This window comes from Mycobacterium celatum, from assembly GCF_002101595.1.
Taxonomy (GTDB): Bacteria; Actinomycetota; Actinomycetes; order Mycobacteriales; family Mycobacteriaceae; genus Mycobacterium; species Mycobacterium celatum.
The window spans coordinates 1-15910 of sequence record NZ_LQOM01000012.1 but is presented as its reverse complement, the minus strand read 5'-3'; the positions used below and the strand labels follow the sequence as shown (position 1 = coordinate 15910).

Below are 15910 nucleotides of genomic sequence, written 5' to 3'. Positions count from 1 at the left end.
CCGAGCGTGCGTAAAACCGGTTATTTAGGCGGCGTGTCGACCGGGGACACGCACGCTCGCGCCGGAGGAGGGGGTGCGCTTGCTGCGGCGCCAGCCCCGCACGGTGGCGATCGCGGTTCTCAGGCCGCGGCGCCGGCCAGTGGCCGGATCGGTGCCAAGCATCCCCGGCTCCAGTTCGGCGTATATCCGCTCGCTGCGGGTCTCGGGCGCGTTGTCAGCGGTGTCGCGCAGGTACTTGTCCGGCAACGACAGCTTGGCGATGGTCCGCCATGTCTTCGCGTACTGCAGCAGGAATGGGCCCGTCGTGTAGGGCAGGTCGTACTTGTCGCAGACTTCCCGCACCCGCACCGAAATTTCGGCCAGCCGGTTGCTCGGCAGGTCCGGATACAAGTGATGCTCGATCTGGTGGCACAGGTTGCCGCTCATGAACCGCATCACCGGGCCCGCATTGAAGTTGGCGCTGCCTAGCATCTGCCGCAGATACCAGTGCCCCTTCGTTTCGCCGATCATGTCGGTCTTGGTGAATTTCTCTGCGCCATCGGGGAAATGCCCGCAGAAGATCACCGCGTTGGACCACAGGTTGCGGATCACGTTGGCCACCGCGTTGGCCTTCAAGGTCGACATGTACGTCGCACCGGGGGACAGCCAGGTCAGCGCCGGGAAGGCGACGTAGTCCTTGAACACCTGGCGACCGGCCTTGGTCAAGAACTCCTCTGCCCGCTGGCGGGCTTCTTCGTTATCCATCCGGCGCTTGACGATCTTGCCGATCTCCACATGCTGCAAGCCGACGCCCCATTCGAAGAGGAGGGCGAGCAGGGTGTTGTAAACCAGGTTGAAGATGTTGAACCGTTTCCAGGGCTGATCCCGGGTCACGCGCAGCAGCCCGTAGCCGACGTCGTCGTCCATGCCGAGGATGTTGGCGTACTTGTGGTGGACGAAGTTGTGGGTGTACCGCCAATGCTTGGACGACCCGGTCATGTCCCACTCCCACGTTGAGGAGTGGATCTCCGGGTCGTTCATCCAGTCCCACTGGCCGTGCATGACGTTGTGGCCGATCTCCATGTTCTCGACGATCTTGGCCACGCCCAGCGTGGCCGCGCCGGCCCACCAGGCCGATCGCCGCTTGCTTGCCGCCAGCAGCACGCGGCCGGCGACTTCCAGCGTGCGCTGAAACACGATGGTGCGGCGGATGTAGCGGGAGTCGCGCTCGCCGCGAGAGTCTTCGATGTCGTGGCGAATGGCGTCCAGCTCGGTGGCCAGATTCTCGATGTCGGTATCCGTCAGATGGGCGAATACTTCGATGTCGCTAATCGCCATGGGTTTTTGCCTTCCTGCAGTCTTGCAGTTCCTGACCTACGCTATCGTAACCTACGAATCCGTAGGTTACCTGTGAGTAGCAGTTAAATTTCCAGTACACAGTCGCCCGACGCCGCCGAAATACAGGTCTGGACCCGGGTTCCGGGTTCGTGTTCCACACCGGTTCGCAGGTCGCGGACGTGACCCTCCACCAGCCCCACGACACACGATTGGCAGATGCCCATCCGGCAGCCGAACGGCATCTGCACGCCCACCCGCTCGCCGGCATCCATCAGCGAGGTCGCCGCGTCGGCGACGGCGGTTTTCCCGCTTTTCGCGAAGGTGACGGTCCCGCCCGCCCCGACCGGCGCGGCGCGTGACACCGCGAACCGTTCCAGGTGCAACCGCTCGGCGACACCGGCCGCCGACCAGACCCGCTCGGCGGCGTTGAGCATCGCCTCGGGCCCGCAGGCCCAGGTGTGACGCTCTTTCCAGTCGGGCACCTGGTCGTCGAGGCGGCTCAGGTCGAGCCGGCCCTGGCTGCGCGTGGTACGCACCCGCAGCTGGTAGCCCGCGTGGTCGCGGGCCAGCTGCTCAAGCTCGCCGGCGAACAGCACGTCTGCCGCCGTGGGCGCCGAATGCAGGTGGACCACGTCGGTGATCTGGTCGCGGCGCACCAGTGTGCGCAGCATCGACATCACCGGGGTGACGCCCGACCCGGCGGTGACGAACAGCACGGCCGGTGGCGCCGGATCGGGCAGCACGAAGTTGCCCTGTGGCGCGGCCAGCCGCACGATCGTGCCGGGCGCGACGCCGGCGACCAGGTGGGTGGACAGGAAGCCCTCTGGCATCGCCTTGACGGTGATGGTGACGGTGCGGTCACCGGTCACCGGGCTGGAGGTCAGCGAGTAGGACCGCCATCGCCACCGCCCGTCGACCAGCAGCCCGATCCCGATGTATTGACCCGGCTGATAGTCGAAGGAAAAGCCCCAGCCCGGCTTGATCACCAGCGTCGCCGAGTCCTCGGTCTCGCGGCGCACGTCCAGGACGCGGCCGCGCAGCTCGCGGGCCGACCACAGCGGGTTGGCCAGATGCAGATAGTCGTCGGGCAGCAGCGGCGTGGTGATCCGCGCGGCCAGCTTGCGCAGTGCGTGCCAGCCCGGATGGCGCTCCGCCCCGACGACGGTGGCAGGACGGGTATCGACGACGTCAGCAGTGATCTTCGCGATTTTCTTGCTCATTTGGGAAGCTCCCTGCTCACGGGGCGAGAGCGGTGTACACACCCGCCCGATCTGACCTACGGTACCGTAACCTACGCTTCCGTATCCAGTCCTTCAGAGCAGTTCGAGCAGGAACGGCAGCTCCTGGGTGGCATACCAGGCCAGATCGTGATCCTGGGCGTCGCCGACTGCCAGTTCGGCGTCCTCGTCGCCGAGGTCGGCCGCATCGATGACTGCGATCGCCCGGGTCACGTCCGCCTCGGCGGCGGCGTTGTCGACGAACGCGGCGACGACATTCTCGATGGCCACCGGCTCGCCGAGGCGAACCACGGCGTCGTCGAGATCCGGGCGCAGCGTGACGTTTGCTGGGTCCTTTATGTCGGCGACCAGCACCGCGCGCCGCGGCGGCAGTTCGTCGGCCGCGCTGGACAACAGCCGCAGCGAGGCCAACGCCGCATCCCGCAGGGCAACCTCGCCGAGTTCGTCGTCGTCGCCCTCGGCGTACGCCTCGCGCAGCGACGGCGTCACGGCGAACGCGGTGCCGTTGACCGGCCACAGGGAACCGTCGGCGACCAATTGCTGCAGCATGGCCAGCGTGGCCGGGATGTACACCCGCATCTACCGCGCCGCTTCCAACAGCTCGTCGAGCGATTCGCTCAACAAGCCCGGCAGTACGTCGACGTCGCTCATCGCATCCCGGTCGGCGTTGATGCCGAAATACAGCATGCCGTTGTAGGACGTGACCCCGATCGCCAGCACCTGCTTATTCAGCAGCGGCGGCACCGCATAGGTTTCCAGCAACTTGGCGCCGGCGATGTACATCTGCGCCTGGGCGCCCGGCGCATTGGTGATCAACAGGTTGAACGCCCGTCCACCGAAGCTGGGCAGGCTGGTGGCGACCCGGATGCCCATCGCGTGCAGGGTCGGCGGTGCGAAACCCGACAACGTCACGATGCTGCGCGCGTCGACCAGGCTTCCCGCGGCCGGATTCGATTCGGTGGCGTGCGCGATCTGAGACAGCCGTACCACGGCGTTGCCCTCGCCGACCGGCAAGTCGACCAGGAACGGCGCCACCTCACTGATCGCCTGACCGCGGCCGGCCGAGTCGAACGATTCGTCGACGTACACCGACAGCGGGGCCATCGCCCGCACCGTCGCCGTCGGCGCTACCGCTTCGCCGCGTGACAGCAGCCAGTTGCGCAACGCTCCGGTGATCACGGCCAGCACCACGTCGTTGACGTCGCATTCGTAGCGGGCCCGCACCGTCCGGTAGTCCTCCAGGCGTCCGCGCGCGACGGTGAATCGCCGGTTGCGTGACACCGTGGTGTTCAGCGGGCTGCTGGGCGCCCTCCCGCGCGCGAGCGTGCGCGCCACGTCGAACAGCCGGCGCCCGACGTCGACCAGTTGCTCGGAATTGGTTGCCAGCTCGGTGATTCCGGACCGGACGGCCTGCAGCTGCACGCCGGGGCGGATGGCCCACTCGCCGATGGCACCCAACAGCAGCCGGGCGGTGCCGGGTTCGCGGGCCGGCACCCAGATGTCCTCGGGGAACGGCGGCGGGCGCCGTGTCCGGTCGGCGATGACGTGGCCGATCTCCAGCGCACTCAGCCCGTTGATCAGCGCCTGATGCGACTTGGTGTACAGCGCGATACGGTTCTTGGTCAGCCCCTCGACGAGGTACATCTCCCACAGCGGCCGCGACTTGTCGAGTGGTCGGGCGGCCAGCCGGGCGATCAGTTCGTGCAGCTGCTCGTCGCTGCCCGGCGACGGCAGCGCCGAACGCCGCACGTGGTAGGTGATGTCGAAGTCGCGGTCGTCGATCCATACCGGCCGGGCCAGCCCCATGGTGACTTCCTGGACCTTCTGTCGATACCGCGGTACCTGCGGCAGCCGTTGCTCGACGGTGGCCAGCAGCGTCTCGTAGCTCAGCCCGGCGCGCGGCCGGCGCAGGATCGACAGCGAGCCGACGTACATCGGGGTGGCGGTGTTCTCCAGCCGATAGAAGGAGGCGTCCGATGGGGACAGTCGCCTCACGTCCGGTCTCCCTCTTGCCAATTCGCCGATATCGTCGCTCACGGTAACCGCCGCGCGGGTGCCTGTGCAGCGCGGGTACGCGGACGCGGCGGTTGTGCGATGATCGTCACACGCGGCGATCGCGAGCGCGGCACAGCCGGGCGCAACGGGTCGCTGCAACAGGAACGTCTGCCACTCTCCAGCAGGCTTGCTTGGTTTTGCCCGCCCGACATCACTGGAGAGCGCTGTGCACAGTGTCCGTCCCGTCGTCGACTACGAACCGCCGCCACGAGACCTCCGGCAATGCCGGCCACCGTCGGCCACCCCGTTGCGGCGCCCGAATACCCGTCCGCCGCAGGGATTTCCGGGGCGCCCCCAGGCGACTAGCGTGCCCCCACAGATGCGGCAGGCGGCCATCTTCGCCGATGCGGCACTGCGCCGCGTCTTGGAGGTCATGGACCGCCGCCGCCCGGCGGCGCAGTTGCAGGGCCTGCTGGACAGCGGTCTCGTCGACTCGGTGCTCGCCGCCACCCGGGCCACGGCCGGTCGAGTCGCCAGCGACGACGGCGCGGCGGCGGTGCTGCGACGGCTGCGGCTGCAGGCGGTGAGTCCGACCGCCGCCGAGGTGTTCGGCACCTACAGCCGCGGGCACCGCGTGCACGCCGTGGCCTGCCGGGTCGAGCGGCAGGCCGACACCCGGTGGCAGCTTGTGGCGCTGCACATCGGCTGAATGCGCTATGCCGCAGCGCGTGCGGCCGCCACCACCGGTCCGCCGGTGAACCGCGTCACCAGCGGGCCGACGATCGCCATCACGAAGACGTACGACGTGGCCAGCGCGGCCATGCCGGGGATCGACGAGCCGACCAGGCCGATGATGATCAGCGAGAACTCACCGCGGGCGATCAGCGCTGTACCGGCGCGCAGCTGACCCCGTCGCGCCACCCCGTCGCGCCGGGCAGCGAACACTCCGGTGGCCAGCTTGGTGGCCGAGGTGACGGCGGCCAGCGCCAGTGCCACCGGAAGCATCGGCAGCAGGTGCTCCGGGTCCACCGTGAGCCCGACCCCCAGGAAGAAAATCGCGGCGAACAAGTCACGCAGCGGGCCGAGCACGCGACGAGCCCGTGAGGCTGTCTCACCGGTCAGCGTGAGGCCGACAAGGAATGCGCCGACGGCCGCCGACGCGTGCACGGATTCGGCCACCGCCGCCACGATGAGCGTGATGCCGAGCACCCGCAGCAGCAGCTGTTCGGAATCAGGATGGGTGACCAGCCGGCCGACGTGATGGCCCCACCGGTAGGACGCGGTGAACGCCACCACCAGCGCGGCGATCGCTACCGCCATGCCGCCCAGCGCGTGCAGCCAGGAGCCGCCCGATGCCAGCACCGCGAACAGCGGCAGGTAGCCCGCCATTGCGAAGTCCTCGAGCACCAGCACCGACAGCACCGCCGGGGTCTCGCGGTTACCTACCCGGTGCAAGTCCTCCAGCAGCCGCGCGATCACCCCGGACGACGACACGGAGGTGACGCCGGCCAGCGCCAGGATGCCGACTCCGCTGAATCCCAGCAGCCAGCCGGCCACCGCGCCGGGCGCGGCGTTGAGCACGACGTCGACAGCGGCCGACGGCAGATGCCGGCGTAGGCTGCTGGCGAATTCGACCGCCGAGAATTCCAGCCCCAGCGTGAGCATCAGCAGCACGACCCCGATTGGGGCGCCGGTGGTGATGAAGTCGCTGGCGGCGGCAACCTGGGCGATGCCGCCGTTGCCCAGCGCCAGGCCGGTCACCAGATACACCGGTATCGGCGACAACGCGAAGCGGCGGGACACCGCGCCCAGGACGGCAAGCAGGGTGAGGATGACGCCGAGCTCTAACAGCGGCGCCACCGAAACCTGCATGGCTCAGCCCTTATCGACGATCTGCTCGACCGCGCCGATGCCGTCTTCGGTGCCGATGACCACCAGCACGTCACGCGCCCGCAGGATCTCGGCTGGCCCCGGCGAGGCGAGCACCTCCTCGTTGCGGACGATCGCGACGATCGAGGCCCCGGTGCGGGTGCGGGCCTGGGTGTCGCCGAGTGGGCGGTTCACGAAGGGGCTGCCCGGCGCGATGTGCACCTGCCCGGCCTCCAGGCCCGGCACTTCGCGGGTGAGTTCGGTGAACCGCTCGGCGATCCGCGGTGCGCCCAGGATCTGAGCGACGGCGTCGGCCTCTTCGTCGGTGAGGCTGAAGACGGGCTGCGCCTGGTCGGGGTCGTCGCGCGCGTACAGGACGATCTCGAAGTCGCCGCTGCGCCGGGCGACGATGCCGATCCGGTCGCCGTCGTGGTTGGTGAACTCGTAGCGCAGACCGATGCCGGGCAGCAGCACCTCTTTGACGTCCACGGCGACCTACCGTCGCTTGGTCGATTTGGGTGGTTTGGCCCCCCGGCCTTGCCGGCGCGCAGCCTCGCGCCGTTCGCGGCGACTGGCGCCAGCCGTCACCTTCTGCGCCCCGCCGCCGTTGTGCTGCACCTGCGCCGAGCCGTCCTCGGCGGGACCGGAGTAGGTGAGCGCGCGCGACTCGTCCTCAATACCCTTGGCGCGCAACGCACTTGGCGCAGTCTGCCGCGGCTCGGCAGGCGGTCCGGCGCGCTGCTGGGCGCCGGCCGCCGCGGCGGTGGCGAACTCGGCCAGGTCTTCCGGCTCGGCCACCGGGGCCACCTCCGGCGGCGGCACCGCTTCGACGGTGACGTTGAACAGGAAGCCGACCGACTCCTCCTTGAGGCCCTCGAGCATGCCGACGAACATGTCGTAGCCCTCGCGTTGGTACTCGACCAGCGGATCGCGCTGGGCCATCGCGCGCAGGCCGATGCCCTCCTTGAGGTAGTCCATCTCGTAGAGGTGCTCGCGCCACTTGCGGTCGATGACGTTGAGCAGCACGTTGCGTTCCAGTTGGCGCATGGCGCCGGGACCGGCGAGCTCCTCGAGCTCGGCTTCCCGTGCGGCATAAGCCCTTTCGGCGTCCTTGATCAGCGCGTCGAGCAGCTCCTCGCGGGTCAGCTCGCCGGGCTCGCCTTCGGCGTCGGGGTCGAACAGGTCCTTGTGGTCGATGCCGACGGGGTACAGCGTCTTCAGTGCGTCCCACAGCTTGGCCAGGTCCCAGTCCTCGGCGTAGCCCTCGGCCGTGGCGCCGTCGACGTAGGCGGTGATCACGTCGACGAGCATGTCGTGGGCCTGCTCCTGCAGGTTCTCGCCCTCCAGGATGCGACGACGCTCAGCGTAGATCACCTTGCGCTGCTGGTTCATCACCTCGTCGTACTTGAGGACGTTCTTTCTGACCTCGAAGTTTTGCTGCTCGACCTGGGTCTGGGCACTCTTGATCGCCCGGGTGACCATTTTGGCCTCGATCGGCACGTCGTCGGGCAGGTTGAGCCTGGTCAGCAGCGACTCCAGTGCGGCACCGTTGAACCGCCGCATCAGCTCGTCGCCCAGCGACAGGTAGAACCGGGACTCGCCGGGGTCGCCCTGGCGGCCGGAGCGGCCGCGCAGCTGATTGTCGATGCGACGGGCCTCGTGCCGCTCGGTGCCCAGCACGTACAATCCGCCGGCCTCGATGACCTGCTTGGCCTCCTCGGCGGCCTCGGCCTTGACCTGGGGCAGCACTTCGTGCCAGGCCTCTTCGTATTCCTCGGGGGTTTCCACCGGATCGAGGCCCTGCTCGCGCAGCCGCTTGTCGGTGAGGAAGTCGACGTTGCCGCCCAGCACGATGTCGGTGCCGCGGCCGGCCATGTTGGTGGCGACCGTGACCGCGCCGCGCCGGCCCGCCTCGGCGACGATGCCGGCCTCCTGCTCGTGGTATTTGGCGTTCAGCACGTTGTGCGGAATGCGTCGCTTGGTCAGCAGCCGCGACAGATACTCCGAGCGCTCGACACTGGTGGTGCCGATCAGCACCGGCTGGCCCTTTTCGTAGCGTTCGGCGATGTCGTCGGCGACGGCGAGGTACTTGGCTTCCTCGGTCTTGTAGATCAGGTCGGACTGGTCGGTGCGGATCATCGGCTTGTTGGTCGGGATGGGCACCACACCGAGCTTGTAGATCTCGTGCAGCTCGGCCGCCTCGGTCTGGGCGGTGCCGGTCATCCCGGCGAGCTTGTCGTAGAGCCGGAAGTAGTTCTGCAGCGTGATCGTGGCCAGCGTCTGGTTCTCGGCCTTGATCTCGACGTGCTCCTTGGCCTCGATGGCCTGGTGCATGCCCTCGTTGTAGCGGCGGCCGTAGAGCACCCGCCCGGTGAACTCGTCGACAATGAGGACCTCGCCGTCGCGGACGATGTAGTCCTTGTCGCGCTGGAACAGCTCCTTGGCCTTGATCGCGTTGTTGAGGTAGCTGACCAACGGCGAGTTGGCGGCCTCGTAGAGGTTGTCGATGCCGAGCTGGTCCTCGACGAACTCGACGCCGAGCTCGTGCACGCCGATGGTGCGCTTGCGCAGGTCGACCTCGTAGTGGACGTCCTTTTCCATCAGCGGCGCCAGCCGGGCGAACTCCGTGTACCAGTTCGAGCTGCCGTCGGCGGGCCCGGAGATGATCAGCGGTGTGCGGGCTTCGTCGATCAGGATGGAGTCGACCTCGTCGACGATCGCGAAGTTGTGCCCGCGCTGGACGCACTCGTCGAGCGAATGCGCCATGTTGTCGCGCAGGTAGTCGAAGCCGAACTCGTTGTTGGTGCCGTAGGTGATGTCGGCGTTGTAGGCCACCCGCCGCTCATCGGGCGTCATCTGCGCGAGGATCACGCCGACGTCCAGGCCGAGGAAGCGGTGCACCCGGCCCATCCACTCGCTGTCGCGCTTGGCCAGGTAGTCGTTGACGGTGACGATGTGCACGCCCTTGCCGCCGATGCCGTTGAGGTAGGCCGGCAGCACCGACGTCAGGGTCTTACCTTCACCGGTCTTCATCTCAGCGACGTTGCCGAAGTGCAGCGCCGCGGCACCCATCACCTGCACGTCGAAGGGGCGCTGGTCCAGCACCCGCCAGGCCGCCTCGCGGGCGACCGCGAAGGCTTCGGGCAGCAGCTCGTCGAGGCTTTCCCCGTCGGCGTGGCGCTTCTTGAACTCGTCGGTCTTGGCCCGCAGCTCGGCGTCGGTGAGCTTTTCGACGTCGTCGGACAACGTGCCTACATAGTCGGCGACCCGCTTGAGGCGCTTGACCATGCGACCTTCGCCAAGGCGCAGCAACTTACTCAGCACAGCTTCGTCCCTTATGGGTAGGAGTCTTTGGTGCTCCCCATCCTAGGTGACGTCGCTCTTTGGACGCCGAACGTCAGGCCAGGCGGATCAACCCGTAGTCGTAGGCGTGTCGCCGATAGACCACGCTGGCCTTGTCGGTCTCCTTGTCGTGGAAGAGGAAGAAGTCGTGGCCGACGAGCTCCATCTGCGAGAGCGCGTCGTCGACAGTCATCGGGGTCGCCGGATGCTCCTTGATCCGCACGATGCGACCCGGCTCGTGGTAGCCGTCGGCTTCGGGTGCCGGCTCGGCGTTTGTGGCCGGCGCCGTCGGCGGGACGGCCGCCGTGGCCGCGGCCAGCGAGACGGGAGTCTTGTCGCCGTAGTGCACCTTGCGGCGGTCTTTGACGCGACGCAGCCGGTTCTCCAGTTTGTCGACCGCGGCCTCGAATGCGGCATAGAAGCTGTTGGCGCGGGCCTCGGCTCGGCTTACCGGCCCGCGGCCGCGGGCAGTGATTTCGACGCGCTGACACGATTTACGCTGACGCCGGTTGGGAGCATGTTTGAGCTCGACATCGAACAGATAGATGGAGCGATCGAACCGCTCCAATCGGGCGAGTTTCTGCGAGACGTAGACGCGGTAATGGTCGGGGATCTCCACGTTGCGACCTTTGACGACGACCTCCGCGTGGGGCGTCGGTTCGGCCTGCTCGTCGGCGTCAGCCAGAACCTGGCCGGAATCCACGGTTTGCCTTGACATACTTGCCAACTCGTTTCTCTCGCGTCGCACGCAGGGTGCGTGCCCGGCTACCAGATACACGCGCCGACGGGGTTCGCTTACTGCCGTGGCCGCCCGCCGGTGCAAGGTGTCGAGAACTCACCTCCTACCGTCGTCGGTGTCGTGGCGCTCCAAATCTGTCCGGAAGCGCCGCCGTGAGGCGTTCACGGGTGCTTGATGCCGACCGTAGCCGCGGCCAGGTGGAAGTGCCAGTACTTTGCCGATGTTTTACGCGGCGGCAACCGCCAGCACCGCGGCGACGCGAATGCCCGCGGCGTGCAGGATGCGGACCGACTCGCACGCGGTTGCCCCGGTGGTGACGATGTCGTCGACGAGCAGTACTTCGCCTCTGACTGGTTTCTGCAGCAGGACCCGGCCGGTGATGTTGCGTTCGCGTTCTGCGGTGCCCAGGCTGGCGGAGTCGCGGGCGAGCGCCTTCATCCGCAGTGCCGGGACGACGGTGATGTCGGGGTGGTTCTTGACGGCGGCGGTTGCCATCCGGGTGACCGGGTCACCGCCGCGTTGTCGGGCCGCCGCACGACGGGTAGGCGCCGGCACGATGCTCAGCGGCACGTCGAGCAGACCCCAGGTGATGAGGCGATGGATGCCGATGGCCAGCGCATGTGAGAGCGGCTTGATCAGGTCGGCGCGGCCGCGGTCCTTCATCGCGACGATCGCGTTGCGGCGCGCACCGGCGTAGCGGCCGAGCGCGAACACCGGCACTAGCGGGTCGACGCGCGGCGTTACGACGTGGGGCGCGTCCGGGATGGGGACCAGTTCGTTGGCGCAGGTGTCGCACCAGCGGGTCGACGGCGCGCCGCAGCCTCCGCATTCCAGCGGGAGGACGAGATCGAGCATGCCTGCAGTGTGGCGGCGAGGGGTGACAAGACAGCGTCTAAACAGGGCGGGCGATGCGGAAATTGAACTCGCCGATGTGTTGTTCGACCTCAAGTCCTCCGGCTGCTCGCGGGCTCAACTGGCTCGAAGTATGGCCCGAATTGGTGGAAGCTGCGCTGGCCAGGCGGCCCAGGATACCCAGAAGGCCCAACACCAGCAGGACAGTGCCGATTGCAATCAGCGCCGTGCCCGGTGACGCTCCAGGAGGACGGGGTGGAGGGTAGCCCGGATATGGCGTTGGAGGGTAGGGCCCTTGCGGCTGTTGAGGCCCCGGCCCGGGCTGGTATGGATAGCTACCCGGCATTGGTGGCTGGTGCGGCCACGGGCCGGGCTGATATGGATAGCCGCTGCCCGGCATTCGTGGAGGAGGCGGGGGGTAGCCCGGGCGGTAGGGGCCTGGCTGCATGCGGCCGCGCGAGCGCTGCTGCAAGCCGATGATAAGCATGACCAAGCCGGCCAGAGGAATGCCGAACAGCCCGATCAGGTACCCCGCCTGAACAGCGGCGTCTCGCTCGGCGAGGAATGCAGTGATCACTCAGGGATTCTAGAGCGGGGCGACAATTTTGTTGAACTTCCGCACTGTCGGCGTCGGGGGTCGTCGGTTTGCTTTGGTTTCCGAGTGATCTGGTGTCCCTGCCAGAAACCCTGTTCGGAGTGTTTTCGCCGGATAGTCGGTATCGATGTGATGACCAAGTCATGCTTAATCGCTGATAATGTTTACATTGAACCATTCGGGTGGGATGCCTCGTCGTAGGGCGGCATCAAGTTCGTCATACGTCATTACTATGGCGTGGGAGAAGGCGACGGCATCATTTTCACCCATCCAGCCTCGATCGGCCGACTCTTGATCAACTGTCAAGGTGACCCGGCCCGGGAAGTTCTCAGGATCAGACTTACGTAGAGTTACGTTCGGGTTCAGCCCTTCCTGATACCAGCGGAATCGCGGAGAATCAGAATATTTACCCGGTCGAGCTGCCTGACTTATTAAGAACAACAGACACTTCTCGGCATCCTCGTAATTCCTGAACATCCAAAATCTGCCGCGCGAGCCACGCTCTTCCTCGTCAATATAATATACGCCGCCGTCTGGCACGAGATAATACGAAAGATCCGCATTGTCCACCAAAGCCAGTTCGGAGTCATTCGTTATTTCGGGCGGACGCGCGCCCCAAAAAACCTGCTCTGCGGTTTCCCACCGCTCGGGAGCGCGCTGATCCTTGCCTGGGTAACTGCCCCGCTTGCGTAGGCCTACCACCTGCCATAGGTACCACGCTTTTACAATCCGGTGCAGCGCAGGCGGAAATCGGCTCAAGTTAATCCGGTAATCGCTCATACTATGTCCTACTATATACTAGTCGCATATGTCATCCAAGAATCCTCTATCAATTAAGTCTTGGACGCGGGCTTTTGCACCAGGCGGGGCAATGACTCTGTATTGCGGTTCACCGCCCGGCTGACCGAACCAAGGTGCAGCGCGAGATTCTTCAAGCTTCCATCCCGGCGGCAGGCCGTTTTCCGGGTGTATAACATATTTGTGAAGTGCCTTGTCCAGACTTTCATGCGGAAGGGCCCGGCCCTCATAAGGCGTCCCTTCTGGAGCGAACCACGCACCGCCAGGGTGACCAATGCGGTCGACCGTTTTACCATCCAGCTTCATAAGGTCTTCTCCAGTCAGATCTCGGACGGTTCCAGGAATCGCATAAGGCTTAGCCGGATCGTTTTCGTCGGGATAAATTAAGTTGCCGTTATCGTCAATGAATTGTTGTTCGTATTGCTCTTTAGTAAGGTCACCGTACGGTTTGGCGTCCGGAAAGACGTCGCGCGCCGGGGGCGGCTGATGCTCTCCTCCATCGCCAGCGTCACCACCGCTGCCAGGGTGATCGCTACCACCACCGCCATGGTCGTCACCACCAGCACCGTGGTCACCACTGCCATGGCCATCACCACCGCCATGGCCGCTTCCATCACCGCCACTGCTGTGGCCATCACCGCCGCCATGGCCATCACCGCCACCGCCGTGGCCGCCGCCTCCGCCCGGCCCGCCGGGGTCGTTTGGTGGCGGTTCGGGCGGATGAGCCCCGCCGGGGTATGAGTCCGGGATCGGCTGGTGGGCGGGAGACATCGGAGCGGCCTCCGGCGCATGAGCGCTTGCGAGCGTCGGTTGGCCCGGGTATCCGTCCGGAGTCACGGGCATGCTCGGCGCCGCAGCCGGCGTCTGCATACCGGCGGAGGGTGCGTGCTCACCCGACGCCCCAGCCGAACCCACCGGCGCCGGTTCGTGAATACCACCGCCAGGGGCGGCGGTATTCGCCGGTGCGGTGTGGTCGGCTGCCGCCATCGGCGCGGGTTCGTGCACGCCTCCACCGGGCGCGGCGGATACGGGTGTCGGGTGCTCGGCAGCTGGCGGCGGCGTCGGTTCGTGGAAGCCACCGGTATGGGGCGCAGCGGGAGCATCGACCGGCGGTCGCCCCGCGCCGGACCCGCTCCCAGCACCTGCCCCAGACCCTTGAGCCGGCGCCGACTCGGCCGGCCGTACCGACGGGCCCGGTTCTGGTGGTCGCACGGGCGGAGCTGCGGGCGCGACTTCGCCGGGCTTGACATCGATCGAGTTGAGATCGCGAGCAATGCTGGAACCCTTTGCGGCAACACCAGATTCCGTTCCGGCACCGAGAATTCCCTCACCGGCGCGAGCCACCTGACTTTCAGCCCGAGCCGCCTGTGACGCTTCGTCAGCGGCCTTGGCGGCTTCCGTGCCGGCTTTGGCTTCCCCAGCACCCGGAATCAGCAACTGCGCGATGGTGCCGCCGACGTAGCCTGCTCCCCGCAGCGGATGATCGCTGGTCCAGTCCTTCGCGTCGACCAGACCCTTGGCGATGTCAAGCTTCTGGTCGATGAAGCCTTTAAGGGTCATGGGCAAATTGCATAGCTTGTTGTGCAAGCGTCATGGGCGCGGTTGCGGGGTTGGCCATAGCCGCGAGCTTGGCGAGGTCTTGGGGATGGGCGACCATGTCGCCCAGACTGCCGACGGTCCCGATAACGCTCTTGGCGCCCCCCTCGGCCAAGTCGAGATCGGCGGTAAACACGCCGGCCACGAAGCCGCCGACGTCATCGCCCAGGTATTGGGTGAACTCCTTGCGGGCCCAGTTCTCGAATTCTGTTGTCAGATTGTCGAGTTCGTTCATGGCGCCCTGGAACATCGTCGAAACGCCGTCGGCCTCACGATTGAGGGTGTGCAGGATCTCCTTGATGTCGTTGGCGACCTGCTTGATGTCGTCGATCGGGTTGTGCCCAGTGAAAAAACCGACCACCTCTTGGGCCATTCCCGACGGGCTCAGCTTGTGCAACAAGTCGCGGATCGCGTTCTGTGACGACTCGACCTCGCCCGCAAAGGAATCCAGCGACGACGCGATCGATTCGCATTGCTTGCCGAAACCGCCCACACCGGAACTCATCTTCGTCACCGCTTCAGTGATCTTTGAGAGCTCCGGGATGTCGTGGCCGGACAAGTCGGCAGAGCAGGCCCCGACCGCCGCGGTCATGCCCGCCACCGCCGAGCCGAACGTGCGCCAAGCGGCCGCCGCGGCCCGCAACGTCGCCGGGTTGCCGTCCGGCCATGGACTGCCCACGAACTGCCGGACCACCGCCCACAACATCGGTTCGCCGACCGCGGGTCCGAACGGATTGGGCATCGTCGGACCTGAGAACTTCGGCGGCTCACCCGGCGGCGGCACCGACGGCTCGGCTCCCCCGACGGTCGAGGCCGCCTCACTGTGGGCATAGTTCGACGCCGAGACCTCAATGCCGTACCCGATCTTGCGACAAGCATTCACCGCGGCCTCTGCCGCCGAGAACAACGCCTGCCCACCTTGGCGATAGCTCAGCGCGAAGGCCTTACCGGCAGGGTCATCGCCACACATTTGGCCCGACGACGACAACGCCGACTGCAGCGCCTGCACCGCCGCCGCCAAGGCGTCGCCCTTTTCTGCGAGGTTCTTACCGTCGCCGGCAAGCCGGACCGGATCAACCTCATAGCCACCCACGCGGGGTCAGCCCCAGTTGCGGATATTCGTTTGCATTGCGCCGCGGTAATTCTCATGCGCACCGACGGCGATTCGCCGCAGATCGGCCAATGCCTGGCGCATCTCCTGCGCCCCTTCGGACCATCGCTGCTGCGCGGCGGCCTGGGCTTGTCCGCCGGTGCCGTCCCACGCAATGCCCAATGATCGCTCCGCCGCTGTCACGTGGGCCAGCTTGTCTTCCATATGCTGCTCGAACTCCGACATCCGGTCCGCAGCCGCCAACAACGCCGCCGGATCCACCCGGAACGCACTCACGGCTACACCCCCGCCCCGTCGATGCCCGCGGCCCCCGCTTGATCGGTCTGCGAATACCGCGCGGCCGCATCGGCCAACAACGCCGACATCGTCGTCAATCCCTGCTGAAGTACCCCGGGTTTTGTTCCGATCCCTATAGGAGGATTGGAAGCATGCCCCGACAGTATTCGCCGGAGTTTCGG

Annotated in this window: 16 protein-coding genes; 2 read left to right on the top strand and 14 right to left on the bottom strand. The window is 66.5% G+C overall.

The genetic code is table 11. The annotated features are described in order from the left end of the window. Positions 1 to 24: 24 nt before the first annotated feature. The 4 genes from AWB95_RS02155 to AWB95_RS23440 form a co-directional block, all read right to left on the bottom strand. Positions 25 to 1317: a fatty acid desaturase family protein gene (locus tag AWB95_RS02155; RefSeq protein ID WP_062540226.1), complete on the bottom strand. Its 1293-nt coding sequence runs from the start codon at positions 1315 to 1317 to the stop codon at positions 25 to 27. 83 nt (positions 1318 to 1400) lie between these two features. Continuing rightward, complete coding sequence (locus AWB95_RS02150) at positions 1401 to 2537, bottom strand: ferredoxin reductase (protein ID WP_062540225.1); 1137 nt, start codon at positions 2535 to 2537, stop codon at positions 1401 to 1403. Positions 2538 to 2630: 93 nt separating this feature from the next. Further along, the gene (locus AWB95_RS02145; protein ID WP_062540224.1) at positions 2631 to 3134 is read right to left on the bottom strand and encodes a DUF6912 family protein; all 504 of its coding nucleotides are present in this window, start codon (positions 3132 to 3134) and stop codon (positions 2631 to 2633) included. Further along, entirely contained in the window at positions 3135 to 4550 is a 1416-nt protein-coding gene (locus AWB95_RS23440; protein WP_062540223.1) for a WS/DGAT/MGAT family O-acyltransferase, read from the bottom strand. Positions 4551 to 4737: 187 nt separating this feature from the next. Between AWB95_RS23440 and AWB95_RS02135 the strand changes: the two genes are divergently transcribed. Beyond that, entirely contained in the window at positions 4738 to 5259 is a 522-nt protein-coding gene (locus AWB95_RS02135) for an Rv3235 family protein (protein ID WP_420799399.1), read from the top strand. 5 nt (positions 5260 to 5264) lie between these two features. On the opposite strand, the gene AWB95_RS02130 is transcribed toward AWB95_RS02135, so the two are convergent. The 7 genes from AWB95_RS02130 to AWB95_RS02105 all read right to left on the bottom strand — a co-directional run bounded on the left by AWB95_RS02130 (position 5265) and on the right by AWB95_RS02105 (position 13051). Then, positions 5265 to 6422: a cation:proton antiporter gene (locus tag AWB95_RS02130; RefSeq protein ID WP_062541536.1), complete on the bottom strand. Its 1158-nt coding sequence runs from the start codon at positions 6420 to 6422 to the stop codon at positions 5265 to 5267. Positions 6423 to 6425: 3 nt separating this feature from the next. Continuing rightward, positions 6426 to 6908, bottom strand: coding sequence for a cation:proton antiporter regulatory subunit (locus AWB95_RS02125; RefSeq protein ID WP_045384818.1), 483 nt, complete (start codon positions 6906 to 6908; stop codon positions 6426 to 6428). 6 nt (positions 6909 to 6914) lie between these two features. Next, positions 6915 to 9743 (bottom strand): preprotein translocase subunit SecA, encoded by a 2829-nt coding sequence (gene secA, locus AWB95_RS02120; RefSeq protein WP_085167552.1) that lies wholly within the window; start codon positions 9741 to 9743, stop codon positions 6915 to 6917. A gap of 73 nt (positions 9744 to 9816) precedes the next feature. Further along, positions 9817 to 10464 carry a ribosome hibernation-promoting factor, HPF/YfiA family gene (hpf, locus tag AWB95_RS02115; protein ID WP_085167550.1) on the bottom strand — a complete coding sequence of 216 codons (648 nt, stop codon included), beginning with the start codon at positions 10462 to 10464 and terminating at the stop codon, positions 9817 to 9819. A gap of 261 nt (positions 10465 to 10725) precedes the next feature. Beyond that, positions 10726 to 11355: a ComF family protein gene (locus tag AWB95_RS02110; RefSeq protein WP_085167548.1), complete on the bottom strand. Its 630-nt coding sequence runs from the start codon at positions 11353 to 11355 to the stop codon at positions 10726 to 10728. A 739-nt stretch (positions 11356 to 12094) separates the two neighbouring features. Beyond that, positions 12095 to 12727 (bottom strand): hypothetical protein, encoded by a 633-nt coding sequence (locus AWB95_RS22850; RefSeq protein WP_139818444.1) that lies wholly within the window; start codon positions 12725 to 12727, stop codon positions 12095 to 12097. Positions 12728 to 12745: 18 nt separating this feature from the next. Continuing rightward, positions 12746 to 13051 (bottom strand): TNT domain-containing protein, encoded by a 306-nt coding sequence (locus AWB95_RS02105; protein WP_085167546.1) that lies wholly within the window; start codon positions 13049 to 13051, stop codon positions 12746 to 12748. A 102-nt stretch (positions 13052 to 13153) separates the two neighbouring features. On the opposite strand from AWB95_RS02105, the gene AWB95_RS02100 reads away from it, so the two are divergent. Next, the gene (locus tag AWB95_RS02100) at positions 13154 to 13486 is read left to right on the top strand and encodes a hypothetical protein (RefSeq protein ID WP_157011887.1); all 333 of its coding nucleotides are present in this window, start codon (positions 13154 to 13156) and stop codon (positions 13484 to 13486) included. Positions 13487 to 14294: 808 nt separating this feature from the next. On the opposite strand, the gene AWB95_RS02095 is transcribed toward AWB95_RS02100, so the two are convergent. The 3 genes from AWB95_RS02095 to AWB95_RS23435 all read right to left on the bottom strand — a co-directional run. Then, positions 14295 to 15434 (bottom strand): WXG100-like domain-containing protein, encoded by a 1140-nt coding sequence (locus AWB95_RS02095; protein WP_085167544.1) that lies wholly within the window; start codon positions 15432 to 15434, stop codon positions 14295 to 14297. Between the two features lie 6 nt (positions 15435 to 15440). Continuing rightward, entirely contained in the window at positions 15441 to 15728 is a 288-nt protein-coding gene (locus tag AWB95_RS23185; protein WP_085167542.1) for a WXG100 family type VII secretion target, read from the bottom strand. A 2-nt stretch (positions 15729 to 15730) separates the two neighbouring features. After that, positions 15731 to 15910: hypothetical protein (locus tag AWB95_RS23435; RefSeq protein ID WP_211279750.1), on the bottom strand; the 180-nt coding region annotated here is incomplete at its 5' end.